This window comes from Pseudomonas sp. CGJS7, from assembly GCF_036961695.1.
Genome location: NZ_JBAMDI010000016.1, coordinates 108,574 through 125,558, shown reverse-complemented (window position 1 = coordinate 125,558; position 16,985 = coordinate 108,574). Strand labels below are relative to the sequence as shown.

Here is a 16,985-nt window from a genome sequence, read left to right as displayed (position 1 = left end):
CCCGTACTCACAAGCACCCACACGAATTGCTTGATTCAATTTGTTAAAGAGCGTTTGGTTAAGAGCTTTTCGTCTCAACCGAGGCGCGCATTCTACGCTTTCCTCAGAGTCTGTCAAGCGTTTATTTTGAAGTTTTTTACTACCGCTTTCTTTCGAAAGCTAACAACTTCAACAACTTACCGCTTGCCCCGAAGCGTTCATCGCTGCGAGGAGGCGAATAATACGCGCTTTGAAATCAGAGTCAACACCTTGTTCTGAAAAACTTTTCCAACACCGTTTTGCCGCTAACCGGCAACTAATGAAAGCGCCGTGGATCTGTAAAGAAACACACCACGGAGCGTAGCGGCCATGAGCAATGGGCAAAGCGAGAAAACCCCCGGCCTCTCTGCAGATGAAGAGCAGGAGGTCAGCCACAGCCAACCGCCACGGGCGGCAGTGCTGCACGAAATCATTCGCTACCAGGGCGACCAGGAGCTGGAACGTACACTTGCCGCGTTGTGGTGGTCGGCACTTGCCGCCGGCCTGTCCATGGGGCTGTCGTTGATGGCCATGGGCCTATTCTACGCCCGCCTGCCGGAAGGCGATGGTGCCCAGGTGGTTGCCAGCATCGGCTACAGTGCGGGCTTTCTTGCCGTGATCCTGGCCCGCCAGCAACTGTTCACCGAGAATACGCTCACCGCGGTGCTGCCCGTCATGACCGCCCCTACGCTGGCCAACTTCGGACGCCTGCTACGCCTCTGGGGCGTGGTGTTGCTTGGCAACCTGGCAGGTACCCTGCTGGTGGCCTGGGTGATGCTGGAACTGCCGATATTCGACAGCAAGACCGATGTGGCATTCCTGGAGGTCGGTCGCAAGGTAATGAAGAACGACATCAGCCAGATGTTCGCCAAGGGCATAGTCTCAGGCTGGATGATTGCCACCATGGTCTGGATGATCCCTTCAATGGAGCACGCCAAGATCTGGATCATTCTGATGATCACCTACCTGATGGCCCTTGGCGATTTCACTCATATAGTAGTGGGGTCAGTCGAAGTGTCCTACCTGGTGTGGGCTGGCGACGAAACCTGGAGCCGCTTCTGGCTGGAATTTGCACTGCCGACGCTGGCGGGCAACATCATCGGTGGCAGTTTCATCTTCGCCTTGATCAGCCATGCACAAGTGCGCAGTGACAGTGGCAAACCACCCTCGCGGCTTCTGAACGACGACCAGCCCCAGTCCGCGCGCAGCAGACATGAGCACAAATGACACTCAGCGTGCCGCTACGGTGAGTTCATGCCCCTGGTCCTGCTCACTCACAGGCCAGGGGCTCCCCATCAGTTTGCCCGTCATGCGGTGAGTCCAGGTTGCCCCGCCCCCGCCTGCGAGTGCTCAGTAGTACCTGAGCCTGGTTATCAACTGCCCCACCGTGATCGAATCAACCGTGAATTGGCTTGCAAGGTCATTTCTCGCCGATGACACACTGTTCAACAATATTCATGCGTGTTATGCGATGAACGGTACACCGACAGAAAACTGTGAGCACTATGGATAACCGCAACGGCAAAGGACTTTCATTCGTCAAGCGCATCTACCTGCCGCGGGTCATTGGCCTGGGAATCGGCCTGTTCACTGTCATGGCGGCCATTGCGCCGCTGTCACCCCCCTCCTGGGCATGGCTGCTGGTACTGTTCAATGGTCTACTGTGGCCGCACGTGGCCTACCTGTGGGCTGCCCGCTCGACAACGCCTTACCAGGCGGAACAACGCAACCTCCTGCTGGACTCCCTGATGGGTGGGTTCTGGACCGCCGCCATGCACTTCAACCCGCTGCCCAGCGTGACCGTGCTGGCGATGATGACGATGAACAACGTCGCCGCCGGCGGCAAGCGCATGGTCTTTCGCGGGGTGCTGGCGCAACTGGCTGGCATGCTCGCCGCCATCCTGCTGCTCGGCCCTGGCTTGCAATTGACCGCCACGCCCCTGCAGGTCTATGCGTGCCTGCCAATGCTGGCGCTGTACCCGCTGGCCTTGGGCTGGGTGTGCTACCAGCTTGCGATCAAGCTGGGCGACCACAAGCGCCGGCTGAGCGCCCTGAGCCTGACCGACAGCCTGACCGGGCTGTTCAACCACGGCGCCTGGAAGGACCTGCTGCAGCTCAAGTTCCAGGCGTGCAAGCAGCAACAGGGGCACGCGGTGATTGCCCTGATCGACATTGATCACTTCAAGACCATCAACGACACCTTTGGCCATGTGGTCGGCGACTGTGTACTGCGCCAGCTCAGTGCTGAGCTGCGGCGCAGTTTGCGCGAGGGCGACCAGGCCGGGCGTTACGGCGGCGACGAGTTCTGCGTGATCATGCCCGAAACCAGCGAAGCCCAGGCCTGCCAAGCCATGGAGCGTCTGCGCGAGCGGGTTTCCAGCTACCGCAACCCACAGTTACCGCACCTGCGCATCAGCCTGAGTATCGGCCTGTCGCCCTTCCAGGCCAGCCTGGAGTCCCCCGAGCACTGGCTCGAACAGGCGGACAAGGCGCTGTACATCGCCAAGCACGCTGGCCGCGATCAGGTCAATTTTGCCCGCGGTGAAGCTGCCGCGCTCAGGCTGGCCTATCCTGATTGAACCTCCTTCCTGACTGCCTGGCGGGAGGTTGCCTGAAGGAGTCGCTCGCGCATGGCCAGGACCGCCAAGCTTTCACCCGCTAGCCCCACACCGCGCTTTCAGGTACGCCACCTCATTGCCGGTTTCAGCGCAGTGTTCGGCCTGGCTTGCCTGGTCATTCTCGGCGCTCTGTTCAATATCGCCCGCACGCTCGACCAACAGGAGCGCGAGCGTAGCGCCTTCCATGCGACCCAGGCGCTGGAACAACGGCTGCTCGCCTCGCGCCAGTTTCTGTCCAGCTATGCCGTATGGGATGCAGCCTTCGAGCACCTGTCGGGCCAAGCCGACTGGCAATGGGCCTACGAGGAAAAGAACGTAGGCGAGTCGCTGTACAGCGCCAGCGGCTACGAAGGGGTGTTCGTAGTGGAAAACGACCGCACCACCTATGCCTTGTTCAAAGGCCAGCCCAGCCAGGCAGGCGCTGACAGCTATATAGACACACCACTGCAGCCGATCATCGAACAGGCCCGCGCGGCGGCGATTTCACGCGAGCAGGTCACCCGTTTCGTGCTGTTCAATGGCTGGCCGGCCGCACTCAGTGCAGCAGCCGTGCGCCCGGACCGGGAGGTTACCGACAGCGAGGTGAGCCAGGCGCCGGTCATGCTGTTCATTGACCAGCTCACCGAAAGCAAACTGGCGCAGTTGGGTAAAGGCGCCGGCCTGACCGGCATGCACGTGGAAAAGGAGGATATGCAGGATCACAACCACCTGCGCATCGACCTGGGCGACACCGGCTACCATCTGACCTGGAACAGCCCGCTGCCGGGGCAGCAGATGCTGTGGGCAGTGTTGCCCGCACTGTTGTGTGCACTACTGATACTTGGGCTGGTGATGCTGTACCTGTTCCGCCATGCCTTGCGCAGCTCCCGGGCAATCGGCCTCACGCTCGTGCATCTGCAACAAAGCAACCAGGCCCTGGAGGCCAGCGAGCAGCGCTTCCGGGCGGTGGCCGAGTCGGCATCCGACTGGATCTGGGAAACCGACCGGCAACAACGCCTGACCTACCTGTCGCAACGCTTCGCCAACGTCACCGGCTACCCGGTAGACGGCTGGCTGGGCCACCCGCTCAACCAGTTGCTGGCCTGCGATACCACGCCGCTGTCACCTTGGCTGGACGCCCTGACTACGGCCGAGCCGCAGCAATTGGCCAACCTGCGCTGTACTTACCGCGACCAGAATGGCCAGAACCGCTACTGCCGGATATCCGCCCGCGCTATCTGGCGCGATGGCAAGGCCATCGGTTTTCGGGGTACCGCCAGCGATATCACCGACGAAGTCGACGCCCACGCGCGCATCCAGCACCTTTCGCTGCACGACCCACTGACCGGGCTGGCCAACCGCAACAAGCTCGCCCGGCACCTGGAGCAGGCCTTGTTGCGCGGCAGTGACTCGCCGCCGCTGACCTTGTTGCTGCTGGACCTGGACAACTTCAAGCCGATCAACGACTCGCTCGGTCATGCTGCCGGAGATGCCGTGCTGCAAGAAGTGGCAACGCGCCTGCGCGACACCACCCGCGATGGCGACCTGGTCGCGCGCCTGGGCGGCGACGAGTTCATCCTGGTACTCAGCGGCATGGACAATAGCAGCGAGATCGACCGCTTCTGTGCGCGCCTGATCGGCCTGCTGCAGCAACCCATCGTCTTCGAAAACCAGCCGCTGCACATTGGTGCCAGTATTGGCGTTGCCCAGACGCGCAACCAGGGCTTCGATGCAGGTGAGCTGATCCGCTGCGCCGACATCGCCCTGTACCAGGCCAAGGCCGATGGAAAGAACACATGGCGCTACTTCGTTGCCGAAATGAACCAGCAGATCCAGTACCGCCGCCAGCTGGAGAACGACCTGCGCCGGGCCCTGCGCAATGAGGAGTTCGAGCTGCATTACCAGCCGCGCTACCGCCTCGACGACCTGCGTATCGTCGCGGTCGAGGCCTTGGTGCGCTGGCGGCATCCTCAGGAAGGGTTGCTGGGGCCGGACACCTTCATCCCGTTGGCCGAGCAGAGCGACATCATTGTTGCGCTGGGCCGCTGGGTGCTTCGCGAAGCTTGCCGCACTGCCCATGACTGGCCGGCCGACGTGCTGGTTTCGGTCAACCTGTCGCCTGCCCAGTTCTTGCGCAGCGATGTGGTAGCGGACGTGCGCGAAACTTTGCTCGACACGGCCTTCCCCGCCCAACGCCTGGAACTGGAAATTACCGAGAACGTGATGCTCAACGATATCGAAGGCGCATTAGGCACCATGCTGTCGCTCAAGGAGCTAGGGGTGCGCCTGAACATGGATGATTTCGGCACCGGCTATTCGTCGTTGGGCTACCTGCGTACCTACCCGTTCGACAGCATCAAGATCGACAAGCGCTTCATCAGCGGCCTGAACAACAACGGCGGCAGCGACCGCGCTGTGGTCCAGGCCATCATCAACCTGGGCGAAGCGATGGGGCTGACAGTGACAGCCGAAGGCGTGGAAAGCGAACATCAACTCAAGGCGCTGGAAAAGGACCGCTGCCATGAAGTGCAAGGCTATTACCTGAGCAAGCCCCTGGACAGCGCCGGGTTGGCGGCGTTGTTGCACCAACCCTCCCAAAACACTGCACAGCCTTTGTAGACCCGGCCTTGCTCCTAAACAGACTGGGTGCGCTGCTGCAGGCTGCGCTGCGCCACGATTTCGGGCAGATCACAGCGGCGAAGGTAGGCGCGCAGCGGTTCACCAATGTTCAAGCGGTCATCCACATGCTGATCCAGCAAAAGCGACAGCCGTTCGCGGCACAACGCCATGCGCTGCCCTTGCTCGGGCCGCCAGACAAACTCGCTGCAGGGGGTGATACTGGCGTCGGCCACGTCCATGCCGAACGCGTCCTCGGAGAAACGCACGATATGAACACCGCGCTTGCCGTGAAAGCCGACAAAGCCCTTTAGCTGATCGGCGGCGTTGCAGATATCCTGGGAAGTGATGGCCATGACGTAACCTCGCAATGAAATCGGAAGATACGCACGCCAGGCGGGAAAAGGGTTGCCTCTGTCGGGCAACTCACAACGGCAGCCTAACGCAACTGGCGGGCCGCTCGCCAAGTTATTTCGTGTTTGCCCGACGTCGTCGGCGTACTGGAGCTGGACTGCCTTCACCACCCGACCCGGCTGTACCGCTTCGAACATTACATATCTGTCTATTGAGGCAGCACCATCACTGCGGGTCGCGGTCCTCGTGCACTTGCACACTCGCCGTCATCCCCGCACTCAAGGTCAGCCCTTCCGGCACCTGATCCAGGCGAATCCTCACCGGTATGCGCTGGGCCAGTCGCACCCAGTTGAAAGTCGGCTCTACCTCCGGCAGCAACTGGCTGTCCGGGTTGCTGTTGCGATCGGTGATGCCGCGGCTGATGCTCTCCACGTGCCCCTGCATCGGTTCACCCGTGCCCATCAGCCACACCTTCACAGTGTCCCCAACGCGAATGCGCGGCAACTTGGTTTCCTCGAAATAGGCCTGGATGTAGAACGTCGAATCATCCACCAGCGCCATCACCGACTCCCCGGTGTTCACATAATTGCCCTCGGCCAGACGCAGATTGGTGATATGCCCGCTGCGCGGGGCCCGCACTTCACTGCGCGCCAGGTTGATCCTGGCCACCTGCAACTGCGCCTCGGCTTCATGCAGCTCGCCACGCGCGATGGCGGCATTGATCTGGGCGTTTTCACGCAACTCGGCACTGATCGCCTCTGGCCCCAAAGCAGTACGCCGGGCTGCTTCACGCTCGCGCAAGCGCAGTTGCTGGGCGCGGGTCTCGGTCACCGCGCTGGCCTGATCGAACGCGGCCTGGAAGCGCTCGCGGTCAATGCTCATCAACAGGTCGCCAGCCTTGACCTGCTGGTTGTCATGGACCTTGAGTTCACGAACCCAGCCAGACACATCAGGTGCGATCACCACCACATCGGCGCGCACACGGGCATCGCGCGTCCATGGGGTGAGCATGTAGTACTGCCACAGCTGGTAGCCGGCCAACACGGCCAGGGCCACCACACACAGGGTCACCAGAATACGTACGGCCGCACGCATCGAAACACTCCTTTATAAAGTCCCAGACAGGCGTACCACCAGGAACAACACACAGACGAACAGCGCTGCGTCGAACAGCGCTTCATGCCAGATCCAGCGCCCCAACGGTGTGGCATGCACCACCAGGCGCAGCAGGCCGGTGAGCAGCAGCGCCAACAACACATAAAGCAAAAACGGGCTGAGCAGCACACCGCCCACTTCCCACTCACGCAAACCCATGGGTGTCCTCCTGCCAGCGGCACCATTTGCCCCAGCTTTTCTGCAATTGCAGTACTGCCCCCTCGGCCAGGCGAAGCGGGTCGCTGGCTGGCAGCCGACGCAAGGCTGCAATGAACTGCTCACTGGCAGCATCCAGCAGTTGCCCACGCCCGGCAGCAGGCCCTTTGGCCAGCGCTGCCTCCACGTGTTGCAGGTACTCGCGCTCGGCCCGCCCCAAAGGGGCCTGGGCGACCGCCAGGCACATGCGCAGGTGTACCAGTTCATCGCCGATATCAAGCCCGTGCAGGCCGTCATCCCAACGTTTGCGTTCGCCTTCCGGTAATTCACTGGCATGCCGCGCCAGTTGCATCAGCCGGTCGGCCATGCGCCCGCCAAACCAGCTGTCAGCCCCGCGCAGGTCGCGCCGAGTCAGGCGCACCAGGTCGCTCTGCGTGGCAGCTCGCAAGCGCCGGCCCAGCCAGGCCGGATGGCGGAACACCAGTAAGCGAAAGGCCATGACCGCTGCCGACACCCCCACCAGCATGGCCAGGGCACTGTTCAGCATGGTCGCCACGCCGAACTGCATGGCGTTGAGCGGCGACACCAGCACAATGAAGTGCAGGCAATAGGAAGTGGCCGTAGCCCCGGTACGCGGATGGGCCATGCCCAGTGCACCAAGAAACAGTGGCACGCCCATGCCCAGGCAGAGCATGGCGAAGCTGCTCCATTGCGGCAGCATGATCTGCCCGACCACAAACGCCGCCGGTATCGCCAGGAATATCCCGCGCAGGAAACTCAGGCCGATCTGTGCGCCGTTCTCGCGACTGGCGAACAGGCTGCAGACCACGCAGGTCAGCACCAGGCCACCGGGGGCCGAAGGCCAGGCCGTGGCCAGCCAGAAACCACTCATTACCAGGAAGGCCAGCGCGCTGCGCGAGCCGAACAGCAAGGCCAGCGACCAGTCTCGGTGCGCGGCCAGCCCCTGGGACACGTCCTTGGGCGCCCTGCCCGCCTCCACATCCTCAAGTGCCTGGCTGGCGGCCATGGCATAGTCCAATAGCAGGGCCATGCGCGCCAGGCAGAAGTGCTCCGCTGAACTGATTTGCTCATCGTGGGCGGCATCCCAGATTCGCTGACGCAACAACAGCAGGCTGGGCTGATCGGGTTGAGCCAGCAGCGTGCGCACTTCCTGCAACCAGGGCGTCAGATGCTCGACCTCACCCTCATCCAGTTGCCGCCACTGGCGGCGCACCGAACGGGAAATACGCAACAGCACCATCAGTTTCTGGCTAAGGCCACGAATGGCACGGGCACGTTGGCGCCCGCGATTGCCCTCGAACCAGGCATGTTCACGTTGGCTGTCGATGGCAACGATGCGCCCCAGGCTTTCCAGCAGGCCTTTGCGCGCCTCGTCCTCTCCGCCCAGCATGGCGCTGGCGGCCTGCAGGCCGTTCTGCCAGGCCTGCCGCGCCTGCCCGCCCAGTTGCTGCTCGACCCGCATGGGCCAGAGCAAGGCACTGCTGGCTGTTGCACAGAAAATACCCAGGCAGATCTCGGTACAGCGAGCCACGGCCTGGTCGAATACTTGCAGGGGGTGGTCAATGGCCGGCAAGGCAATGATCGCTGCGGTGTAGCCGGCCAGCACGAAGGCATAGGCCCAGGCGCTGCGCAACTGGGTGGACGCTGCGGTACACAGCGCCAGCCAAAGCGCCAAGGTAAGCAGAAACAGGCCGGGGGTCTGGGCGAACAGGCCGATGAACAGCACCGACATGACTGTGCCGACCAACGTGCCGGCCAACCGCGCCAAGCCTTTCTGCACCACCATGCCCGATAGCGGCTGGGCGACGATGAAAGCAGTCATCAATGCCCAGGAGGGTTGCTCCAGCCCCCAGCGCATCGCCAGCCACAACGCCAGGCCGCCCCCGAGCAGGGTCTTGATGGCAAACTTGAGGGCGAGGCTGCTGGGCGCGAACAGGGCCTGAAAGGTGATGGGCACGAGGCGGACCTTGCGGGGAAAAGTCTTGCTGAAAAGATAGACAATGATGAGCAGGATAAAGCGGAAACGATTAATTAGCTAGCTAATCATGTATATTCGATTGGCCTGCATTGAAAGGGACAGCTCAGACAATAAAAAATGCAGGCAAAAAAAATGGGCGACCGAAGTCGCCCTAAATGCCTTGCGTGCTCGTGTACCCGGAAGGTCAGCGCGGCTTGCGCTTGTTCGAGTCCTTCCAGATGAAAATGCCCAGACCGGCAAAGAAGGCGACCATCAGCCCGACCGTTACCACACCGGCGATAACCACGTTGTCGAAGAACATGCTGGCCTCCCCATTCGTTTGCCGTTGTCCGATGGGTACACGTTAACCAATGTGGCGGCGGGGAAAATTGATCAGTGTCAATGGTGCCCGAGGCCGGGCACGCGAGGGGGGCGCAGGGTTGACCTGCGTCAAGTTTCAACGCTTCTTAGGCTTGCCCTTGGGCTTCTTTTTCTTGCTGGTACTCAATGGCAGGGCCTGCTCGAAAGCATTGCGCATTTCGTTCAGCCGCTTTTCCTTGAGGTCGTGGACGCGCTTGGCACGTTCGGCATCGAAATCGATGAGGTTGTCTTGGCTCATGGGGTGGGCTCGACGATCAACAGAGAATTGCATGATGAAGCCAGGCGCAGGCGCTGACCAGCCCCGTATCAGACTTCGATGTCCACCAGCAGTCCTTGGCGTACATGCTCGCCCATCAATGGCGCTACCGGCACGGTGTTGTCGGCATTGACCTCGTCACCCGGCACGGCCTCGTAGCGTTCCTGCTCGCCCTTGTTCCGGCGTTGCTGCTGGCGGCGCTGTTCATCGCGCAGCAACAATACCTGCTCCTGCGGGTCGCGCTGGCGCTTGAGGTCAATAGCACTTTCGCCGGACGCAGGCTGCGTCGGCACCACCGGCTTGACGTCGGGGGTTGGCTTGACCGGGTCCTGTTGCGAGGTGACCGGGGCGGCACTGAGCGGAATGATCGGCGGCAGCATGGACGTTCTCCTATGCCCCCTGTATCGGCAGGCGCAGCTTTACCTTGATGTCATGGACAACATTTACTCGGCTTCGTCACCCGGCTCGTCGTCGACTGGCGGGCTGGCCTCGCTCCAGGGCCGCTTGTACACCTGCTGCCAAACCGCATCCATATGATCGCGCAATACCTGCGGCGCGGCTTTCAGCGAAGCGCTGTCCTCGCGCTCACCGCCGATCGGTTCCTCGCCCGCCGGGGTGATCAGCGACTGGCCGGTAATGGTGTAACTGGCCTGCCCTTCACGCATCTCGATGGCGATGTCATGCGGGTCGATACCGCCGCCGCAGAATGCATGGCTGGCCACCGTTATCTCGGCCACCCCATTCTTGTTCAGGTCGCTGACGTCACTGACGTCATTATAGAAGTCCACGTCCAGGTCCAGCCCCGGGCAGGTCGTTTCCTGCTCGACCTGCCAACGCGCCTTGAAGGCGTCGCTCTCGGCCGTGCGCCCGTACAAGGTGGCCTTGAGCACCACCTTGTCCACTTCCTGTTCGCTTTCCAGGTCGCTGGCCTGGCCATCGCTGCGGCTCAGGACCAACAGCCCTTCGCCGTCACCGTCACGAAAGTGCACGCTCTTTATCGGCGTCTGCACGCCCAGTACCTCAAGCTGCTCCATCGGAATGGGGGGCAATGTCTCAAAGTTTTTCTGCTCGCAGGCGCTCAGCAGCACCAGGCTGCCCACGGCCATCGAAGCGCTGATCCAGCGGTGCTTGGCAGACATGTTGATCCGGGGCCCTCGTCGGCGGCGCTGTGCAGGGCGATGAAACGACTAGACTGTGCCTTTCGATACCTTTCGGTGCTATCGGCACTTTGGTCTGACCGGCCGATCCGTTAACATAATCGGCTTTTTCATCGCGGGAGTTCAGGCAGTATGGCGCAGCAGTATCAACCGGGGCAACGCTGGATCAGCGACAGCGAAGCAGAGCTCGGCCTGGGTACCATCCTGGCGCAGGATGGCCGCCTGTTGACCGTGCTCTACCCGGCCACTGGCGACACCCGCCAGTATTCCCTGCGCAATGCGCCGCTGACCCGCGTGCGCTTCTCGCCAGGTGACCAGATCACCCACTTCGAGGGCTGGAAGCTGACCGTCCGCGAGGTCGAGGACATCGACGGGCTGATGGTCTACCACGGCCTGGACGGGCAGAACCAGCCTCGCACCCTGCCTGAAACCCAGTTGTCGAACTTCATTCAGTTCCGCCTGGCCAGCGACCGCCTGTTCGCCGGGCAGATAGACCCACTGTCGTGGTTCAGCCTGCGCTACAACACCCTGCAGCACACCAGCAAGCAGATGCAGTCGGCACTGTGGGGGTTGGGCGGCTGCCGCGCACAGCCCATCGCCCACCAACTGCACATTGCCCGCGAAGTCGCCGACCGCAGCGCCCCGCGCGTTCTGCTGGCCGACGAAGTGGGCCTGGGCAAAACCATCGAAGCCGGCCTGGTCATCCACCGCCAGCTGCTGTCGGGTCGCGCCAGCCGCGTACTGATCCTGGTGCCGGAAAACCTCCAGCACCAGTGGCTGGTGGAAATGCGCCGGCGCTTCAATCTGCAAGTGGCGCTGTTCGACGCCGAGCGCTTCATCGAAAGCGACGCCAGCAACCCGTTCGAGGATGCCCAACTGGCGTTGGTTGCCCTGGAGTGGCTGGTCGATGACGAAAAGGCCCAGGACGCGCTGTTTGCCGCTGGCTGGGACCTGATGGTCGTCGACGAAGCCCACCACCTGGTCTGGCACGAAGACCAGGTCAGCGCCGAATACGGCCTGGTCGAGCAACTGGCCCAAGTGATTCCGGGCGTACTGTTGCTGACCGCCACCCCCGAGCAGCTTGGCCAGGACAGCCACTTCGCCCGCCTGCGCCTGCTCGACCCCAACCGTTTTCATGACCTGGCCGCTTTCCGCGCCGAGAGCGAACACTACCGCCCGGTAGCCGAGGCAGTGCAGGAACTGCTCGACGAAGGCCGCCTGTCGCCCAAGGCCCACGCCACCATCCTGGGCTTCCTGGGTGCCGAAGGCGAAGCCCTGCTGGCGGCAGTCAGCGACGGCGATACCCAGGCCAGCGCGCGGCTGATTCGCGAGCTGCTGGATCGCCACGGCACTGGCCGCGTGCTGTTCCGTAACACCCGTGCGGCGATCCAGGGCTTCCCCGAGCGCCAGTTGCACCCCTACCCGCTGCCCACGCCCGAGCAATACCGCGACCTGCCAGCCGGCGATCACGCCGAGCTGTACCCGGAAGTTGCCTTCCAGGCCCAGGGTGAAGTGGCCGATGACGAGCGCTGGTGGCGTTTCGACCCACGCGTCGACTGGCTGATCGACACCCTGAAGATGCTCAAGCGCACCAAAGTGCTGGTGATCTGCGCCCACGCCGAAACCGCCATGGACCTGGAAGACGCCCTGCGCGTGCGCTCCGGCATCCCGGCCTCGGTGTTCCATGAAGGCATGAGCATCCTCGAGCGCGACCGTGCCGCTGCCTACTTTGCCGATGAAGAGTTTGGCGCCCAGGTGCTGATCTGCTCGGAAATCGGCAGCGAAGGCCGCAACTTCCAGTTCGCTCATCACCTGGTGATGTTCGACCTGCCGGCGCACCCCGACCTGCTCGAACAGCGCATCGGCCGCCTTGACCGGATCGGCCAGAAGCACACTATCCAGCTGCACATCCCGTACCTGCAGGAAAGCCCGCAAGAGCGCCTGTTCCAGTGGTACCACGAAGGCCTCAACGCCTTCCTCAACACCTGCCCCACCGGCAATGCCCTGCAGCACCAGTTCGGCCCACGCCTGCTGCCGCTGCTCGAAGGCGGCGAAAACAAGGCCTGGGATACCCTGGTGGCCGACGCCCGCAGCGAACGCGAACGCCTGGAAGCCGAACTGCACACTGGCCGTGACCGCCTGCTGGAACTCAATTCCGGCGGCGCCGGCGAAGGTCAGGCGCTGGTCGAGGCCATTCTGGAACAGGACGACCAGTTCGCCCTGCCGATCTACATGGAAACCCTGTTCGACGCCTTCGGCATCGACAGCGAAGACCATTCCGAGAACGCACTGATCCTCAAGCCGAGCGAGAAGATGCTCGATGCCAGCTTCCCGCTGGGCGACGATGAAGGCGTGACCATCACCTACGACCGTGGCCAGGCGCTGTCACGCGAGGACATGCAGTTCCTCACCTGGGAGCACCCGATGGTACAGGGCGGCATGGATCTGGTGCTGTCAGGCTCGATGGGCAACACCGCCGTGGCGTTGATCAAGAACAAAGCGCTCAAACCAGGCACTGTCCTGCTTGAACTGCTGTTCGTCAGCGAGGTGGTGGCACCCCGTAGCCTGCAACTGGGCCGCTACCTGCCGCCGGCGGCACTGCGCTGCCTGCTCGACGCCAATGGCAACGACCTGGCGTCACGCGTTGCTTTCGAAACCCTCAACGACCAGCTCGAGAGTGTACCGCGCGCCAGCGCCAACAAGTTCGTCCAGGCCCAGCGCGATGTGCTGGCCAAGCGTATCAGTGGCGGCGAGGAGAAGATCCTGCCGGCCCACAACGAGCGCGTGGCCGAAGCCCAGCGCCGCCTGACAGCCGAGGCCGACGAAGAGCTGGCGCGCCTGGTGGCATTGCAAGCGGTCAACCCAAGTGTGCGTGACAGCGAAATCGACGCCCTGCGCAAGCGGCGCGAAGATGGCCTGGCAATGCTGGAAAAGGCCGCCCTGCGCCTGGAAGCCATTCGCGTGCTGGTGGCTGGCTAACGCAGGCCCCGCGCCCCTTGTGGGAGCGGGCACGCCCGCGAACACCGGCGAAGCCGGTGGCATCCACCGCAGTGGATGCTTCGCGGGCTCGCCCGCTCCCACAGGAAGGCATTAGGGCCCCAAATTTATTCCTCACTGCGATTGGAGTTATAACCAAATCGTAGAAATCATTGTGCCATTAGTCAGGAAGGCTTAAGTACTCCTTCCTATACTGCCTCTGGACAGTCTGCACAGGGTTGTAGCGCAGACGAGTGAAGACTCGATCAAGAGGCATTCCATGGAATGGCTGGGGCTGCAACTGTTCGCCGATCTTCCCGCAACCGGGCGCATCGTCATCGACTGCCGTCATGAACCGCTCTTGGTTCTGCTCGCCTATTTCGTTGCTTGCGCGGCCTGTTTCGCCACGCTCGACATGGCCGAGCGTCAGTCCCACAGCGACGACCCCACCGCCCACCGGCAATGGAACATGCTTGGAGCCTGCTGCCTGGCCGGCGGCATATGGGCCATGCACTTCATCAGCATGCTGGCCTTTCGGGCCCCGGTGGACGTGCACTACGACGTATCCCTGACCATTCTTTCACTGCTCATCGCACTGGGCGTGGCCTGGTTGGCCATGCACAGCCTCGAACGCAGCAACATGCGCGCGCACCATTTCGTGCCGAGCGCAGGGCTGATCGGCCTGGGCATCATCCTCATGCATTTTGTCGGCATGGCCGCGATGGAAACGGGTGCCCGCCAGTACTACCAAACCGGCTTGCTACTTGCCTCTGCCGCCATTGCCCTGCTCACCGCCCTGACCGCGCTGTACCTGGCCCGCTACTTGCGCAATGGCAGCGGCACCCTGTACCAGGCCATGAAGTACGGCGCCAGCCTGCTGATGGCCGGCGGCATCGTCGCCACTCATTTCACCGCGATGTCGGCCATGACCTTGGTCATCCCTGCCGATACCGCACTGCGCCTGCCCTCGGGCGACAACAGCCTGCAACTGGGACTGGGCATCGGCTTCATCACCCTGCTGATCAGTGGCGCCAGCATCAGCGCCGCACTGGCCGACAAGAAGCTGCAAAGCAAGGAGCACGACCTGCGCCGGGTCAGCGTACTGCTCAGCCAACTGGACCAGGCCCGCGCTTCGCTGCAGCAGGCGGCGCACTATGATGCCCTGACCAACCTGCTCAACCGCCGTGGATTCAACCAGGTATTCGCCGAGCGCCTGGTCGAACATCAGGCCAGCGAAAACCGCCTGGCCGTCATGTTCCTCGACATCGACCATTTCAAGCGTATCAACGACAGCCTTGGCCACGATGCCGGTGACGAGCTGCTCAAGGTGATCGCCAACCACATCAAGGCCGCTACCCGCAACCACGACCTGGTTGCGCGCTTTGGTGGCGACGAGTTCTGTGTGGTCACCAGCCTGAACAGCCGCGACGAAGCCCGCCACCTGGCCCAGCGCATCATGCAACGGATGAAAGAACCCATCGACCTGGGCGGGCGGCGCATGGTCATGACCACCAGCATTGGTATAAGTATCTTCCCGGACGATGGCAGCACAGCCGAAGAGCTGCTCAAGCATGCCGACCTGGCCCTCTACCAATCCAAGGACAACGGGCGCAACAGCCTGAATTTCTTCAATGACAGCCTGAAGGCTCGCGCGTCGATCGCCTTGCAACTGGAAGAAGAGCTGCGCCTGGCGCTGCTCGAAGAGCGCGGGCTGTGTGTGCACTACCAGCCGATCTTCGACCTGCGCAGCGGGCAAATGGCCAAACTGGAAGCGCTGGTACGCTGGCAGCATCCTCAACACGGCCTGCTCGGGCCCGACCGTTTTGTCGGCATTGCCGAAGCCAACGGCCTGATCATCGACCTTGACCTGTGGGTGCTGCGCCATGCCTGTGCCGACCTGGCCCACTTGCAGCGCCACGGCTACGGCGAGGTCCAGGTCACGGTCAATTGCTCGGCAGTCACCCTCAGCCACGACGAACTGCCTAAGGAAGTAGAAAAGGCGCTGTTCCACGCCGCCCTTGCGCCGCGCCACCTGGAGCTGGAGGTGACCGAGAACGCCCTGGTGGGCGATATCCAGCGCACGGTCAGCCTGCTCAAACGCGTCAGGGCATTGGGGGTGGCACTTTCGATCGATGATTTTGGTACCGGCTACTCGTCACTGGCTTACCTCAAGCGCCTGCCGCTGGATGTGCTGAAGATCGACCGCACCTTCCTGCAGGATGTACCGGGCAGCCAGAAAGACCGGGAAATTGTCCAGGCGATCATCGCCATGGCGCATACCCTGCACCTGCGGGTAGTCAGCGAGGGCGTGGAAACCGCCGAACAGCAGGCGTTCCTCGAAAGCCATGGCTGCGACTACCTGCAGGGCTACCTGTTGGGGCGCCCCGTACCGCTGGCCGAGTTGCGCCCACTGCTGGAGCGGTTGCAGCGCCAGAACGGCCGGATCACACCTTGTTGCGGTACAGCTCTACCAGGGTCGCCGGATCTTTTTGCAGGTAACCCTGGCTACCGTGCAAGCGCATCAGTTGCGCGGCAAGGCCACTGAGCGGCGTCGCAGAGCCTTGCTCGCGGGAAAACTTGACCGCGCCATCGAGGTCCTTGAGCAGCGTGCGTACGTGCCACTTGATTGGCTCGAAGCGGCTCTCGGCCATTTGCGGTGCAAGAATCTGCAATGGCTTGGAATCGGCAAAGCCCCCCGCCAGCGCTTCAGCGATCAGCGTCGCGTCCACGCCCGACTGTTCGGCCAGTGCCACCACTTCTGCAATTACCAGGGCATTGCACGCTACGATCATCTGGTTGCAAGCCTTGGTCACCTGGCCCGCGCCTACCGCGCCCATATGCGTCACGCGCTGACCAAGCACCTGCAGCACCGGGCGTGCACGCTGCAGATCGGCCGCTTCACCGCCAACCATGATCGCCAGCGTGCCCGCTTCGGCACCGGGCGTACCGCCAGATACCGGTGCATCCAGCCAGGCCATGCCGCACAGTGCGGCCAGTTCGGCAGCCATTTCACGGGTGGCGGTGGGTTCCAGGCTGGAGAAATCGATCAGCAACTGGCCGCTGCGCCCGCCCTGGGCAACGCCTTGCTCGCCGAACACCACTTCACGCACCACCGCCGTGTCGGCGAGGCACAGTAGCACCATGTCGCTGTCACGGCACAATTCGGCCGGGCTGCTGGCCAGGCGCGCACCAGCAGCGACCAGCGCGGCGCACTTGTCCGGGCTGCGGTTCCATACCGTCAGCGGATAACCCGCTGCCAGCAGGCGGCGGCACATGGGCAGGCCCATCAGGCCGATGCCGGCGAATCCAAGCGAAGGTAGTGCAGTGCTCATCGATAAACT

Annotated in this window: 14 protein-coding genes; 5 read left to right on the top strand and 9 right to left on the bottom strand. The window is 62.6% G+C overall.

The genetic code is table 11. From position 1 onward, the window contains the following. Nucleotides 1-348 precede the first annotated feature (348 nt). From V7787_RS12815 to V7787_RS12805, 3 genes are all read left to right on the top strand, one after another. On the top strand, nt 349-1,245 hold the full coding sequence (locus V7787_RS12815; protein ID WP_064492938.1) for a formate/nitrite transporter family protein: 897 nt from the start codon (nt 349-351) through the stop codon (nt 1,243-1,245). A 278-nt stretch (nt 1,246-1,523) separates the two neighbouring features. Then, nucleotides 1,524-2,597, top strand: a complete 1,074-nt coding sequence (locus V7787_RS12810) for a diguanylate cyclase (RefSeq protein ID WP_064492939.1) — start codon at nt 1,524-1,526, stop codon at nt 2,595-2,597. A 51-nt stretch (nt 2,598-2,648) separates the two neighbouring features. Continuing rightward, nucleotides 2,649-5,234 carry a bifunctional diguanylate cyclase/phosphodiesterase gene (locus tag V7787_RS12805; RefSeq protein ID WP_336088530.1) on the top strand — a complete coding sequence of 862 codons (2,586 nt, stop codon included), beginning with the start codon at nt 2,649-2,651 and terminating at the stop codon, nt 5,232-5,234. A 14-nt stretch (nt 5,235-5,248) separates the two neighbouring features. Here V7787_RS12805 and V7787_RS12800 read toward each other — a convergent pair whose 3' ends face one another. From V7787_RS12800 to V7787_RS12765, 8 genes are all read right to left on the bottom strand, one after another. Continuing rightward, nucleotides 5,249-5,587 carry a DUF2025 family protein gene (locus V7787_RS12800; protein ID WP_020191710.1) on the bottom strand — a complete coding sequence of 113 codons (339 nt, stop codon included), beginning with the start codon at nt 5,585-5,587 and terminating at the stop codon, nt 5,249-5,251. Nucleotides 5,588-5,810: 223 nt separating this feature from the next. Then, on the bottom strand, nt 5,811-6,680 hold the full coding sequence (locus V7787_RS12795) for an efflux RND transporter periplasmic adaptor subunit (protein ID WP_003254857.1): 870 nt from the start codon (nt 6,678-6,680) through the stop codon (nt 5,811-5,813). A 12-nt stretch (nt 6,681-6,692) separates the two neighbouring features. Next, nucleotides 6,693-6,899 (bottom strand): DUF1656 domain-containing protein, encoded by a 207-nt coding sequence (locus V7787_RS12790; protein ID WP_010952308.1) that lies wholly within the window; start codon nt 6,897-6,899, stop codon nt 6,693-6,695. Beyond that, on the bottom strand, nt 6,886-8,874 hold the full coding sequence (locus V7787_RS12785; protein WP_104886594.1) for an FUSC family protein: 1,989 nt from the start codon (nt 8,872-8,874) through the stop codon (nt 6,886-6,888). The genes V7787_RS12790 and V7787_RS12785 overlap by 14 nt, the downstream gene beginning before the upstream one ends. 205 nt (nt 8,875-9,079) lie before the next feature. Next, on the bottom strand, nt 9,080-9,196 hold the full coding sequence (gene ccoM, locus V7787_RS12780; protein WP_003254862.1) for a cytochrome c oxidase subunit CcoM: 117 nt from the start codon (nt 9,194-9,196) through the stop codon (nt 9,080-9,082). A gap of 135 nt (nt 9,197-9,331) precedes the next feature. After that, the gene (locus V7787_RS12775; RefSeq protein ID WP_003254864.1) at nt 9,332-9,493 is read right to left on the bottom strand and encodes a hypothetical protein; all 162 of its coding nucleotides are present in this window, start codon (nt 9,491-9,493) and stop codon (nt 9,332-9,334) included. A 68-nt stretch (nt 9,494-9,561) separates the two neighbouring features. Further along, nucleotides 9,562-9,891: a hypothetical protein gene (locus tag V7787_RS12770; protein ID WP_010952305.1), complete on the bottom strand. Its 330-nt coding sequence runs from the start codon at nt 9,889-9,891 to the stop codon at nt 9,562-9,564. A gap of 63 nt (nt 9,892-9,954) precedes the next feature. Beyond that, nucleotides 9,955-10,650: a M949_RS01915 family surface polysaccharide biosynthesis protein gene (locus tag V7787_RS12765; RefSeq protein WP_064492943.1), complete on the bottom strand. Its 696-nt coding sequence runs from the start codon at nt 10,648-10,650 to the stop codon at nt 9,955-9,957. Nucleotides 10,651-10,800: 150 nt separating this feature from the next. Between V7787_RS12765 and rapA the strand changes: the two genes are divergently transcribed. Then, a complete protein-coding gene (gene rapA / locus V7787_RS12760) occupies nt 10,801-13,647 on the top strand; it encodes an RNA polymerase-associated protein RapA (protein WP_064492944.1) in 2,847 nt (948 codons plus the stop codon). Nucleotides 13,648-13,924: 277 nt separating this feature from the next. Continuing rightward, nucleotides 13,925-16,189, top strand: a complete 2,265-nt coding sequence (locus tag V7787_RS12755; protein ID WP_336088529.1) for a putative bifunctional diguanylate cyclase/phosphodiesterase — start codon at nt 13,925-13,927, stop codon at nt 16,187-16,189. Here V7787_RS12755 and V7787_RS12750 read toward each other — a convergent pair. Then, nucleotides 16,089-16,976, bottom strand: a complete 888-nt coding sequence (locus V7787_RS12750; protein WP_190869647.1) for an NAD(P)-dependent oxidoreductase — start codon at nt 16,974-16,976, stop codon at nt 16,089-16,091. The genes V7787_RS12755 and V7787_RS12750 overlap by 101 nt on opposite strands. Nucleotides 16,977-16,985 lie beyond the last annotated feature (9 nt).